At 65.1% G+C, this 13291-nt stretch carries 11 protein-coding genes; 9 read left to right on the top strand and 2 right to left on the bottom strand.

The window, feature by feature from the left end:
- Positions 1–19: 19 nt before the first annotated feature.
- From IWX81_RS09340 to mmsB, 9 genes are all read left to right on the top strand, one after another.
- Complete coding sequence (locus IWX81_RS09340; RefSeq protein ID WP_199281061.1) at positions 20–1102, top strand: LacI family DNA-binding transcriptional regulator; 1083 nt, start codon at positions 20–22, stop codon at positions 1100–1102.
- The gene (locus IWX81_RS09335) at positions 1089–1796 is read left to right on the top strand and encodes an L-ribulose-5-phosphate 4-epimerase (RefSeq protein ID WP_199281060.1); all 708 of its coding nucleotides are present in this window, start codon (positions 1089–1091) and stop codon (positions 1794–1796) included. Before IWX81_RS09340 ends, IWX81_RS09335 begins: the two co-directional genes overlap by 14 nt.
- Positions 1793–3376, top strand: coding sequence for a xylulokinase (locus tag IWX81_RS09330; RefSeq protein ID WP_199281059.1), 1584 nt, complete (start codon positions 1793–1795; stop codon positions 3374–3376). Before IWX81_RS09335 ends, IWX81_RS09330 begins: the two co-directional genes overlap by 4 nt.
- Positions 3377–3391: 15 nt before the next feature.
- Positions 3392–4912 (top strand): L-arabinose isomerase, encoded by a 1521-nt coding sequence (gene araA / locus IWX81_RS09325; protein WP_199281058.1) that lies wholly within the window; start codon positions 3392–3394, stop codon positions 4910–4912.
- A gap of 97 nt (positions 4913–5009) precedes the next feature.
- The gene (locus IWX81_RS09320; RefSeq protein ID WP_199281057.1) at positions 5010–6026 is read left to right on the top strand and encodes a LacI family DNA-binding transcriptional regulator; all 1017 of its coding nucleotides are present in this window, start codon (positions 5010–5012) and stop codon (positions 6024–6026) included.
- A 153-nt stretch (positions 6027–6179) separates the two neighbouring features.
- On the top strand, positions 6180–6890 hold the full coding sequence (locus tag IWX81_RS09315) for an L-ribulose-5-phosphate 4-epimerase (RefSeq protein WP_199281056.1): 711 nt from the start codon (positions 6180–6182) through the stop codon (positions 6888–6890).
- Between the two features lie 115 nt (positions 6891–7005).
- A complete protein-coding gene (gene chvE, locus IWX81_RS09310) occupies positions 7006–8133 on the top strand; it encodes a multiple monosaccharide ABC transporter substrate-binding protein (RefSeq protein ID WP_334593695.1) in 1128 nt (375 codons plus the stop codon).
- A 114-nt stretch (positions 8134–8247) separates the two neighbouring features.
- Positions 8248–9777, top strand: coding sequence for a multiple monosaccharide ABC transporter ATP-binding protein (gene mmsA / locus IWX81_RS09305; RefSeq protein WP_199281055.1), 1530 nt, complete (start codon positions 8248–8250; stop codon positions 9775–9777).
- A gap of 29 nt (positions 9778–9806) precedes the next feature.
- Positions 9807–11027, top strand: a complete 1221-nt coding sequence (mmsB, locus tag IWX81_RS09300; RefSeq protein WP_199281054.1) for a multiple monosaccharide ABC transporter permease — start codon at positions 9807–9809, stop codon at positions 11025–11027.
- Positions 11028–11108: 81 nt separating this feature from the next.
- On the opposite strand, the gene IWX81_RS09295 is transcribed toward mmsB, so the two are convergent.
- The gene (locus IWX81_RS09295) at positions 11109–11828 is read right to left on the bottom strand and encodes an ATP-binding cassette domain-containing protein (RefSeq protein WP_334593889.1); all 720 of its coding nucleotides are present in this window, start codon (positions 11826–11828) and stop codon (positions 11109–11111) included.
- Between the two features lie 146 nt (positions 11829–11974).
- Positions 11975–13150 carry an ROK family transcriptional regulator gene (locus IWX81_RS09290; protein WP_199281053.1) on the bottom strand — a complete coding sequence of 392 codons (1176 nt, stop codon included), beginning with the start codon at positions 13148–13150 and terminating at the stop codon, positions 11975–11977.
- Positions 13151–13291: the final 141 nt, after the last annotated feature.

Genomic DNA, 13291 nt, shown 5'->3' with positions numbered 1-13291 from the left:
GCATGACGGGCTTCGGGGTATGACGGCGCTGTCGGGTGGGCCCAGGGCCAACATCCGCCAGGTTGCGGCGGTGGCCGGCGTCTCCCATATGACGGTGTCGAGGGTGCTCAACGAGCATCCGAGCATCGCGCCGGCAACCCGGGAGCGTGTGCTGGAGGTGATGCGTGAGCTCAACTACCGCCCTAACAGCGCAGCGCGGGCGCTCGCCAGCCGAAAATCCAACCGCATCGGTGTCGTGGTCGACAGCGTCATCGAATTCGGCCCGGCGAGCACGCTTCGGGCCATCGAGGATGCCGCGCACGACAGGGGATACACGGTCTCGACCGTCGCGTTGTCGGCCGATCGCTCCGTGACGGCACATGACGCTCTCGTGAACCTGATGTCGATCGGAATCGATGCGCTGTGCCTCATCACGCCCCGCACCTCCTCGATCGACCTGTTACGGGAGGTGTCGAGCGGGATTCCCACCCTCGTCGTCAAGGCCGAGCCCGAGGAGGACTTCTTCACCGTCTCGGTCGACCAGCGGATGGGCGCTGCACTCGCCACCCAGCACCTGATCGATCTCGGTCACCGCGAGATCCTGCACCTGGCGGGCCCGCTGGACTGGCTGGATGCTCGCGGCCGGGAACGCGCGTGGCGGGAGTGTCTCGAGCGGGCCGGCCTTCGAGCGCGCGAACCGGTGGTGGGCGACTGGACTTCGGACTCCGGGTACGCCTTCGGCGGTTCGATGGATCCGACGGTCACCGCGGTCTTTGCGGCCAATGACCGGATGGCACTCGGACTCATGCACGCGTTGCACGAGCGGGGCATCCGGGTTCCGCAGGATGTGAGTGTCATCGGCTTCGACGATGTGACGGATGCGAGGCACTTCCTGCCTCCGTTGACCACTGTCCGTCAGGATTTCCGCGCACTCGGCACTCTGAGCGTGGCCACGCTGCTCGCGGAGCTCGAGGGCGGGGACGTTCCGCACCGCACCCTCATCGAGCCCGAACTCGTGCTCAGGGCATCCGCGGCCCCGCCGCACACCGCGGCTCCCCAGGCCGCGCGTGGGTTGCCGCGAGGCGATGTGAACGGTAACATCGACGCTCATGACGAGCTTTAGCCGCGCTGTAGCGGAGTCCATCGCCAGCGTGCGCGCCGAGGTCGCGGAACTGCACGCAGAACTCGTCAGATACGGGCTGATCGTCTGGACCGGCGGCAACGTCTCGGGCCGGGTGCCGGGCTCAGATCTCTTCGTGATCAAGCCATCGGGAGTCTCCTACGACGAACTGACGGCCGGGAACATGATCCTGTGCGATCTCGACGGTGAGGTGGTGGCGGGAACCCCGGGTTCCGAGCGATCGCCCTCCAGCGACACGGCAGCCCACGCCTACGTGTATCGGAACATGCCGCACGTCGGGGGAGTCGTGCATACCCACTCGACTTACGCGACCGCGTGGGCGGCCCGAGGCGAAGAAATCCCGTGCGTGATCACGGCGATGGCCGACGAGTTCGGCGGGCCGATTCCCGTCGGGCCATTCGCGATCATCGGTGACGACTCGATCGGCCGCGGCATCGTCGACACCCTCACGGGCCATCGGTCACGTGCTGTGCTTATGCAGAACCACGGGCCGTTCACCATCGGCAGCTCGGCGAAAGACGCGGTCAAAGCTGCGGTCATGGTCGAGGATGTGGCGCGAACAGTCCACCTCGCCCGCGAGTCGGGCGGGGTCATCCCGATCCCCCAGGACGCGATCGATCGCCTCTTCGACCGGTACCAGAATGTGTATGGCCAGGGAACGGACGAACGACGATGACCGCAGACGCAATCAGGGCCGGGCGCACCGCGCTCGGAATCGAACTCGGCTCCACGCGGATCAAGGCCTGTCTCGTCGGGGAAGACCCTTCCGAGGTGCTGGCGGTCGGCGAGCATGCGTGGGAAAACCAGCTGGTGGATGGACGCTGGAGCTACGCCCTCGACGACGTCTGGGCCGGGGTCCAGGCGGCATACTCGACACTCGCCGACGACGTGGAGTCGCGCTACGGCGTGCGTCCCGAGACCTTCGGGGCCATCGGAGTCTCGGCGATGATGCACGGCTATCTCCCGTTCGGCGACGATGATGAGCTGCTCGTTCCGTTCCGTACCTGGCGCAATACGTCGACGGCGCAGGCCGCCACCGAGCTCACCACCGCGTTCGGCGTCAACATCCCGCTGCGCTGGTCGATCGCCCACCTCTACCAGGCTGTGCTCGACGGTGAACCGCACGTCGCCCGGACCCGGTTCGTGACGACCCTGGCCGGCTACGTGCACTGGAAGCTCACGGGGCAGCGCGTTCTCGGTGTGGGGGATGCCTCTGGCATGTTCCCCATCGACGATGCCACGCGCGGTTACGATTCGGGCATGGTCTCGACGTTCGACGAGCTCGTCGTCGGCCGTGTACCCCAGTTTCGGCTTGCAGGTCTTCTTCCTGACATTCTTTCCGTGGGCGGCCCGGCCGGCGAGCTAACTGCCGCCGGCGCAGCGCTGCTCGACCCGAGCGGTGTGCTGCGCGCTGGGGTGCTGTTGTGCCCGCCGGAGGGTGACGCGGGAACGGGCATGGTCGCCACCAACTCGGTGGCACCCCGTGCGGGCAACGTGAGCGCTGGCACGAGCATCTTCGCCATGGTCGTGCTCGAGCGTGCGCTCCAGAAGGTGCACGACGAGCTCGATGTCGTCACGACACCCGCTGGTGATCCGGTCGCCATGGTCCACTGCAACAACGGTGCGAGCGAGCTCGCCGCCTGGGTGTCGATCTTCCGGCGCTTTGCCGAGGCTGCGGGCGTTCCCGTCGACGCCGATACGGCCTTTGCGGCGCTCTTCAGCGAGGCTCTCGCGGGGGAGGCGGATGCCGGCGGTGTGCTGGCCTACAACCAGCTCGCCGGCGAACCAATCGCGGGGCTCGACGAGGGTCGACCGCTCGTCGTCCGCTCCAACGACAGCAGCTTCACACTCGCGAACTTCATGCGGGCCCAGCTGTACGGCGTCTTCGCGACGCTCAGCATCGGTATGGCAGTCCTCGACGACGAGGGTGTCGAGCTCGACCGCATGTTCGCTCATGGTGGGGTGTTCCGCACCGCGGGAGTCGCTCAGCGATTCCTTGCCGCGGCTCTCGGCTCGCCCGTATCGGTGGCGGAGACAGCGTCGGAGGGTGGCCCGTGGGGCATGGCGGTGCTGGCGGCATACGCGGCATCGGGCGCAGAGCTTTCGCTCTCCGACTACCTCGAGTCGCGGGTCTTCCTGGGCGCGAGCGTCACCGTTGCCGAGCCGCATCCTGATGACGTCGCCGGCTTCGCTTCTTATCTCACCCGCTATCGCGCGGGACTCGCCATCGAGCGCGCCGCCACGCAGGCGCTCTAACCAAAGGACACCCCCATGAGCACGAGCATCATTCCCGACCTGTCGACGAAGGTCGTCTGGTTTCTCACCGGCAGCCAGGACCTGTATGGCGAGGAGACCCTGCGCCAGGTCGCCGAGCAGTCGCAGGAGGTCGCGGCGTCTCTCGGCAGCGCCGACGGCATTCCGGTGACCATCAGGTGGATGCCCGTGCTCAAGAGCAGCGATGCAATCCGCCGCGCGATGATCGACGCGTCGGCCGACGACTCGGTCATCGGCGTCATCACCTGGATGCACACCTTCAGCCCCGCCAAGATGTGGATCCACGGACTGGGCGCGCTCACCAAGCCGCTGTTGCACCTGCACACCCAGGCCAACGTCGCGCTGCCGTGGGACGAGATCGATTTCGACTTCATGAACCTCAACCAGGCGGCACACGGTGACCGTGAGCACGGCTACATCCTGAGCAGGATGAGCATCGCGCGGAAGACCGTGGTCGGCCACGTGTCCAACCCCGCGGTGGTCGCGCAGATCGCCGACTGGTCGAGGGCCGCGGCGGGCTGGGACGCAGCGCAGAACATGAAGCTCGCGCGGTTCGGTGACAACATGCGATTCGTCGCCGTCACCGAGGGCGACAAGACGGAGGCCGAGATCCGGTTCGGTGTGCAGGTCAACACCTGGGGCGTCAACGAGTTGGCGGATGCCGTGCACTCGGCCTCCGAGGCCGACATCGACGCACTCGTCGCCGAGTACGAGGAGCAGTACGACGTTGTCGCGGAACTGCGCAGGGGTGGGGCGCGTCACGACTCGCTCCGCTACGGCGCCGCCATCGAACTCGGCCTGCGCTCGTTCCTCGAGGCCGGAAGATTCTCGGCGTTCACGACGAGCTTCGAAGACCTGGGCGCCCTCCGGCAGCTGCCGGGCCTCGCGGTGCAGAGGCTCATGGCAGACGGCTACGGCTTCGGTGCCGAGGGCGACTGGAAGACGGCGATCATGGTGCGCGTGGCATCCGTGATGGGAGCCGGCCTGCCGGGCGGTGCAAGCCTCATGGAGGACTACACCTACCACCTCACGCCCGGCGAGGAGAAGATCCTGGGGGCGCACATGCTCGAGGTGAGCCCGTCGCTCTCGACCGAGCGTGCGAGCCTGGAGATCCACCCGCTCGGCATCGGCGGCAAGGAAGACCCGGTGCGACTCGTGTTCACCGCAGACTCCGGCCCTGCCGTGGTCGTCGCGATGAGCGACATGCGTGACAGGTTCCGCCTGGTCGCCAATGTGGTCGAGAATGTGCCTCTGGATGCGCCCATGCCGAATCTCCCGGTCGGTCGCGCGGTGTGGAAGCCCGCGCCCGACTTCGCCACCTCCGCCGCGGCCTGGCTCACCGCCGGGGCGGCTCACCACACCGTCATGTCGACCCAGGTGGGAGTGGAAGTGTTCCGCGATTTCGCGGATATGGCCTCCACCGAGTTGCTCGTCATCGATAAGGACACCACGGTCAGGGGCTTCCAGAACGAGGTCCGCTGGAACGCCGCGTACTACCGTCTGAACCAGACCCTGTAGCGCTCCGGCTTCGGCGCCGTCGTGTCCCCGGTCCCGCCCGTGCATAATAGGACCGGAATGTGAACGTACACAAGCAACGAAGCGCGGAGCGAGTCAGGTGGAACCAGAGAAGGTTCGGGCGCCCAATATCCGCGACGTCGCACGCCTCGCGGGAGTGTCGTACCAGACGGTGTCGAGAGTGCTCAACGAGCACGCAAGCATCCGGGAGTCGACCAAGCAGCGGGTGCTGGATGCCATCGACGAGATCGGCTACCGACCGAACCAGGCTGCGCGCGCCCTGGTCACGAGCCGTTCCCGCACGATCGGCGTACTGACGGCCCAGAACGCCGACTACGGGCCGACCACGAGCGTGACAGCGATCGAACACGCGGCTCGGGATGCCGGCTATCGCATCACGATCACGAGCATCGCGTCGAACGAGTACCCGTCGATCAAGGCCGCGCTCGACCAGTTGCAGATGCAGGCAGTGGAAGCGATCGTGGTGATCGCGCCCCAGGTGCGGGTGCTCGAGGCGATCCGCGAACTCGACATCACCGTGCCGTACATCACCCTCCAGAATGCCGACCTCGGCGGGGATCGCAGCATGTCGGTCGACCAGGTGGCCGGAGGTCGGCTCGCCACCCAGCACCTGATCGACCTGGGGCATACCGAGATCATGCATCTCTCGGGCCCCCAGGACTGGATCGAGGCCGAGGCCAGGATGCAGGGCTACCTCGATGCGCTCAGCGACGGCGACCTGCGCACGCGGGCTCCGATCCTCGGCGACTGGAGCGCGCACTTCGGTTACTACGCCGGGCTCGAGTTGTTGCGCTTCAGGGACTTCACGGCGATGTTCGCCGGCAACGACCAGATGGCGCTCGGCTTCATCCACGCCTGCTGGGATTCCGGCCTCAGCGTGCCGGGAGACATGAGCGTCGTCGGATTCGATGACATCCCCGAGGCGGCCCACTTCTACCCGCCGCTGACGACCGTGCGCCAGAACTTTCCCGAGATCGGGCGTCGGGCCGTATCCCTTCTGCTGACGGAACTTCAGGGGGGCACCGCCACCCACGATCAGATCATGCCAGAGCTCGTGGTTCGCCGATCGACGACGGCGCCTCCGCGCCGATCGTGATCATTCGGTGATCTTCGCATCTTGACACATGTGATCGTTTCGCGTGTATTCTCAATCTCGTAATGCGAAACGGTCACATCGTTTCGCATAACGACCATCACCACGACAACGGAGTCTCATGTCCCACCTCGGCGAGCGAAAGAGCGCAGCGGCATGAGCGCGTTCTCTCCCGAGGTCGAAGTCGCCATCGCCAGGGCTCGCGAAGAGGTCTCTTCCCTTCACGCCGAGCTCGTCCGGAACAACCTCGTGGTCTGGACCGGCGGCAACATCTCGGGTCGCGTGGTCGGCGCCGAGGCCTTCGTGATCAAGCCGAGTGGCGTCTCGTACGACGACCTGAGCCCCGAGAACATGATCGTGTGCGATCTCGACGGTGTCGTCATCGCGAACACGCCGGGCAGCGACCGTGAGCCCTCGAGCGATACCGCTGCTCACGCCTACGTCTATCGGAACATGCCTGAGGTCGGCGGGGTTGTTCACACCCATTCCCCGTATGCCTCGGCCTGGGCCGCCCGCGGGGAGGCGATCCCCTGCATCATCACGGCCATGGCCGACGAGTTCGGCGGCGACGTGCCCGTCGGTCCCTTCGCGATCATCGGTGACGACTCCATCGGCCGCGGCATCGTAGAGACCCTCACCGGCCACCGCTCGCGCGCCGTGCTCATGCAGAACCACGGGCCGTTCACCATCGGGCACAGCCCGCGCGATGCCGTCAAGGCTGCCGTCATGGTCGAAGACGTCGCGCGCACGGTCCAGCTCGCGAGGGCCGGCGGCCAGACCATCCCCATCCCGCAGGTCGCGATCGACGCGCTCTTCCACCGCTACCAGAACGTCTACGGACAGTCCGCCCAGAGGTCGATGGCGTGAACGTCCCCACATACTCCCCAGGGCCCGTCCTGGCCAGAGGCCCGATCTTCATGGACGAGATCGAGCGCATTGCACCAGAAACGACAATGACGTCCATTAATCGAAAGGAAACACAGTGAAGAAGAGAACTGCACTCGCACTCGTCTCTGCAGCTGCCATCGTTGTCGGCCTCGCGGCCTGCGCACCGGCAGCTGATGGTGGCGGCGGCGACGCCGGAAGCGGAGACGGCGGCCTCATCGGCGTCGCGATGCCGACGAAGTCCTCAGAGCGCTGGATCGCCGACGGCGACGCGCTCAAGAAGACCCTCGAAGACCAGGGCTTCACCGTCGACCTGCAGTACGCAGAAGACGACATCCCCACCCAGGTCAGCCAGGTCGAGAACATGATCACCAAGGGCGCCAAGGCCCTGATCATCGCGGCGATCGACGGCACGACTCTCACGAGCGTGCTCGAGACCGCAGCGGACAGCGACATCCCCGTGATCTCGTATGACCGTCTCATCGTGGACTCGCCGAACGTCGACTACTACGCGACGTTCGACAACTTCCTCGTCGGCCAGCAGCAGGCATGGTCGGTCCTCAACGGACTCGGTCTCGCCGAGCTCGATGGCACCCCGATCGACGGCGCTCCCGCCGGACCGTTCAACATCGAACTGTTCGCAGGATCACTCGACGACAACAACGCGTTCTTCTTCTTCAACGGCGCAATGGATGTCCTCCAGCCGCTGATCGACGACGGAACCCTCGTCGTCAAGTCGACGCAGACCGACATCGAGCAGGCTGCAACCCTCCGCTGGGATGGCGCAGAGGCGCAGAGCCGCATGGAAGACCTCCTCACGGCGAACTACTCCGACGGCAGCAAGGTCAACGCTGTTCTCTCACCGTATGACGGCATCTCGCGTGGAATCATCTCCGCGCTCACAGACGCCGGCTACTCGGTAGGCGCAGAATGGCCGATCATCTCGGGCCAGGACGCTGAAGTCGACTCGGTCAAGGCGATCCTGTCGGGCGAGCAGTACGCGACCATCTTCAAGGACACTCGCGAACTTGCGAAGGTCGCCGCTGGTATGGCCATCGCCGTGCTGAACGGTGACGAGCCGGAGATCAACGACACCGAGACCTATGACAACAAGGTCAAGATCGTCCCGTCGTTCCTCCTCGGCCCGGTTCCCGTGACCAAGGACAACGTAGAGTCCGCTCTCGTTGACACCGGATACTGGACCGCCGCGGAGCTCGGCCTGTAATCCAGGTCTGAGAAGCACCACCATCGCCGGTGGCGGGGAGTCAATCCCCGCCACCGGCTCCCATCAGCACTACGATCCACATCAAGCCGATCGACAAGGAAGCCGGAAAAGCCTGTGACGACCAACATCCTGGAAATGCGTTCCATCACCAAGACGTTCCCGGGCGTGAAAGCTCTCCAGGAAGTGACCCTCGAGGTCGGTCGCGGTGAGATCCACGCGATCTGCGGTGAAAACGGCGCGGGCAAATCCACCTTGATGAAGGTGCTGTCCGGGGTCTATCCGCATGGCTCGTACGAGGGCGACATCGTCTTCGAGAACGAGGTCGTGTCATTTAAAGACATTCGAGACAGCGAATCCGTCGGCATCGTGATCATCCACCAGGAGCTGGCGTTGAGCCCGTACCTGTCGATCGCCGAGAACATCTTCCTGAACAACGAGGTCAGGGGCGCGCTCGGCCTCATCGACTGGAACAAGACCAACGACGAGGCGGCCAAGCTGCTCGCCCGCGTCGGACTGCGCGAGAATCCCACGACGCGGATCATGGATATCGGTGTCGGCAAGCAGCAGCTCGTCGAGATCGCCAAAGCCCTCTCGAAGCGCGTGAAGCTGCTCATCCTCGACGAGCCGACCGCAGCACTGAACGATGACGACTCGGATCACCTGCTCGACCTGATCCTGCACCTGAAGGAACAGGGCATCACGTCGATCATCATCAGCCACAAGCTCAACGAGATCAAGAAGATCGCGGACTCGGTTACGGTCATCCGGGATGGCAAGACGATCGAGACCATCGAGAAGTCAGAGGTCACCGAAGAGCGCATCATCAAGGACATGGTCGGTCGCGATCTCGAGCACCGCTACCCGGACCACACTCCCCACATCGGTGACGAGATCCTCCGCGTCGAGAACTGGACGGCACACCACCCCCAGGATCCGACCCGCGTGATGGTCGACAACGTCAACCTCAACGTGCGTCGCGGCGAGATCGTCGGAATCGCCGGCCTCATGGGGGCCGGCCGCACCGAGTTCGCCATGAGCCTGTTCGGCCGCAGCTACGGCAGCCGCATCACGGGCAAGGTCTTCAAGAACGGGCAGGAGATCCAGACCCGCACGGTCTCCGAAGCGATCAAGAACGGCCTCGCCTACGCCACGGAGGATCGCAAGCAGTACGGGCTGAACCTCATCGAAGACATCAAGCGCAACATCTCGATGGCGGCCCTCGACAGGCTCTCGAGCCTCGGACTCGTCAACGACAACGAAGAGTTCAAGGTCGCCAACGAGTACCGCACGAGCATGAACATCAAGGCGCCGACCGTGCTGGCGAAGACCGGGAAGCTCTCGGGCGGCAACCAGCAGAAGGTGGTGCTGAGCAAGTGGATCTACTCGAACCCCGATGTACTCATCCTCGATGAGCCGACCCGCGGTATCGATGTGGGCGCCAAGTACGAGATCTACACCATCATCAACAAACTCGCGGCAGAGGGTAAGGGCGTCATCGTCATCTCGTCGGAGCTTCCAGAGCTCCTCGGGATCTGCGACCGCATCTACGCCATCTCTGAGGGCCGGATCACCGGTGAACTGCCCATCGAGAAGGCCAATCCAGAAGCCCTCCTCAAACTCATGACCATGGAGGCTCCCCGCTAACGGGGCGCCACGTACTAGGAGCACACACAATGAGCGATAACGTCGAACTCACCGAGCAGGTGGGCCCGCCCCGGAACCGTGCGACCACGGCCATCAGTCATATCGTCACCGACCTCGGCAAGAACGGCATCTTTCTGGCGCTTATCGCCGTGGTGGTGCTCTTCTCCTTCCTGACCAACGGGATCCTGCTGCGCCCGCAGAACATCTCCAACCTGATCGTGCAGAACGGGTACATCCTGATCCTCGCGATCGGCATGGTCATGGTGATCGTCGCCGGCCACATCGACCTGTCGGTGGGATCGGTGGCCGCGTTCGTCGGCGCCGTGTCGGGCGTGCTGATCCGTGATGCCGGCATGCCGTGGTGGGCCGCCATCCTGCTGTCGCTGCTGATCGGAGCGCTGGTCGGCGCCTGGCAGGGATTCTGGATCGCGTACGTCGGAATACCGGCGTTCATCGTGACCCTGGCCGGCATGCTCATATTCCGCGGGCTCGCGCTCGTCGTGCTCGGTAACACGAACATCGGCTCGTTCCCGGCCGAGTACCGTGCGCTGGGTAACGGCTTCCTGACCAATGTCTTCGGTGAGTTCGCTGTCGATCCGCTGACCATGGGTGTCGCCGCCATCGCGATTATCGCGTTCGTCGTGCAGAGCCTGCGCACCCGTCGCGCTCGCGAGAGCTATGGCCAGGACGTCGAGCCGCTTCCCTGGTTCGTCGGAAAGCTCGTCATCGTCACGATCGGTGTCGGCGCCTTCGCCTACGCACTGGCGACCTTCAAGGGCATCCCCGTCACGCTGATCGTGCTCGCCGTGCTCGTGATGATCTACGGCATCGTCACCAACCGCAGCGTCTTCGGTCGCCACATCTACGCGATCGGCGGCAATCGCCACGCGGCAGAACTCAGTGGTGTGAAGACCCGCCAGGTCGACTTCTACATCTTCGTGAACATGGGTGTGCTCGCGGCTCTCGCCGGACTCGTCTTCACCGCGCGACTCAACCTCGCAGGGCCCAAGGCCGGTGACGGCTTCGAGCTCGAAGCCATCTCCGCAGCCTTCATCGGTGGAGCCGCGGTGCAGGGTGGTGTCGGCACGATCGGTGGCGCCATCATCGGTGGCCTGATCATCGGTGTGCTGAACAACGGTATGTCGATCCTCGGCATCGGCATCGAATGGCAGCAGGCGGTCAAGGGGCTCGTGCTGTTGTTTGCGGTCGCCTTCGACGTGTTCAACAAGCGCCGCTCGGGCGGTCGCTGACCCTCAGTAGCGTTCGGATGCCCGGCCGCGGCTTTGCGGCCGGGCATCCGTCGTTCGTGACGCTGCCGTTCGTGCTGCTGGTCAGCGGGAGTAGTCTGACGCACCGGTGATCGCGGAGATCACGATCTCGTTCGTCACGTCGTCGGTGTGGAAGTGGCCATTGTTGCGCCCGAGGCGCAGCACGACGATCCGGTCTGAGACGGCCTGCACATCCGCGATGTTGTGGCTGATGACGATCACGCCGAGGCCGCGCTCGCGGAGTCGCTCGATCAGGTTGAGCACTTCGGCGGCAGCGCCGACACCCAGCGCTGCCGTGGGTTCATCCAGGATGACGATCGTCGGCTCACCGATCAGCGACCGTGCGATCGCCACGGTCTGCCGCTGGCCACCTGACAGGGTCGAGACTCGTGCCCGCACCGAAGGGATCCGCGCACTGAGTTCGCGCAGCAGCGCCCACGAGCGGGTCTCCATTCCGACATGATCGAGCACGCCGCGCACATTCAGTTCCCGACCGAGCCAGAGGTTGCTGACGACGTCGAGGTTGTCGCACAGCGCGAGATCCTGGAACACCGTGGCGATTCCGAGATCGTAGGCTTCGGCAGTATTGCTGATGATCACGGGCGTGCCGCTGAGGCTGATGCTGCCCCCGTCGGGTTTGAAGACCCCGGCCAGAATCTTCACGAGCGTGGATTTGCCCGCGCCGTTGTCGCCGACGAGTGCGACGACCTCGCCGGGATACACCTCGAGATCGACGCCGGTCAGGGCGCGGATCGCGCCGAAGTTCTTACTGATGCCGGTCATCGAGACGAGCGGCTGTACGGTCGACTGCACTGTCGGCTGCACTGTCGGCTGCGTCGTTGCAGCAGGCGATGCCTGGATCATCGGTTTCTCCTCGGTGCGACTCTGCGCCTCGTTCATGGTTCCCGCTCCGTCGAACTCCGTGCTGGTCATCGTAGTTGGGGCTTCCACTCGGCACCTACGTTATCGATCGCTGCAGCCAGACACCCGAGCACGGCGGCCCTGTCGCCCAGCGTTCCCGTGACGACGTCGGGGGCGTGCGCCCCGATCGTGGCCCTCTCCAGCTCGTGCCGCAACGGTGCGAGAAGAAGTTCCCCCGCTTCCGCCATCTCGCCTCCGATGACCACGAGCTCGGGATCGAAGAGGGTGCTGACCGTGGCGGCGGCCGCCCCGATGTGGCGACCGGCGTCGGCAATCGCCCTGCCGGCCCTAGAGTCGCCGGCTTCCGCTCGCAGCAGCAGGTCCCGAAGGCGGTGGATCCCCGGATCTCCCCGGAACAGTTCGAGCAGAGCCGGGCCACCGGCGAAGACCTCGAGGCAGCCCCTGTTGCCGCACGCGCAGAGCGGGCCGTGCGGGTCGATCATGACGTGGCCGACCTCGCCCGCGCGGCCCGATCCACCCCGGTATGGAGAGCCGTTGATGAGCAGGCTGCCACCGATGGAGTAGCCGACCCTGATGTAGACGCTGCTGGTGAAACCTCGTGCTGCGCCCGATCTGAGTTCGGCGAGCCCGCCCAGGTTGGCCTCGGTGTCGGCGAAGACGGGCAGTTGGATGCGCTCACTCATGGAGTCCGCGATCGCGACGCCGTCCCACCCGCGCATGAGCCCAGGAGTGGAGATGATCCCGGTGGCCGGGTCGGTCGGATGGGGGAGTGCCATTCCGAGCACGAGCAGATCGCTCAGGCTGGCATCGAGTGCCTCGACCATGTCGCCGATGAGCAGGGCGGCACGATCCAGCTCCCGGTCATACCGGTGGTCCACGGCCAGCGGCAGGTGGTTCTCCGCGACCACCGTGCGGTCGACGTCGGAGATGGCGACCCGCAGGTGCCGTTTCGAGATGTGGAGTCCCGCGACGAGTCCCTGTCGCCTGGCGAGCGTGACTTCGACCGCGCGGCGACCGCTGCGGGAGGTGGCGGCCGTGTTGACGACGCCGGCACCCGACAGTTCCTTGACGATATTGGAGATCGTCGCGGCAGACAGCCCCGTCGCGCCCGCGAGTTCCACCTGGGTCAGGTGGCCGTGGCGTTTGAGGGATTCGACGATTCGAGCGCGATTGGCTTCGCGTAGTGAAGTCTGCGAACCCGGCGTGGGGTGTCGGCTCTGCACATCGAGATCCTACCCTTGTGCCGTGTTTCCGCGGATGTGGAATGCGGATTAGACAACAAATACCCCTCGGAGATTGCATCAAGATCACGATTTGGTCTGTCTTGTCTTCACTATTTGACGCCAAGCCCTCGCGGGGTTAGA

Source organism: Salinibacterium sp. CAN_S4 (assembly GCF_015752305.1).
Taxonomy (GTDB): domain Bacteria; phylum Actinomycetota; class Actinomycetes; order Actinomycetales; family Microbacteriaceae; genus Rhodoglobus.
The sequence above is the reverse complement of the archived record's forward strand: the minus strand, read 5'-3'. Positions and strand labels throughout refer to the sequence as shown.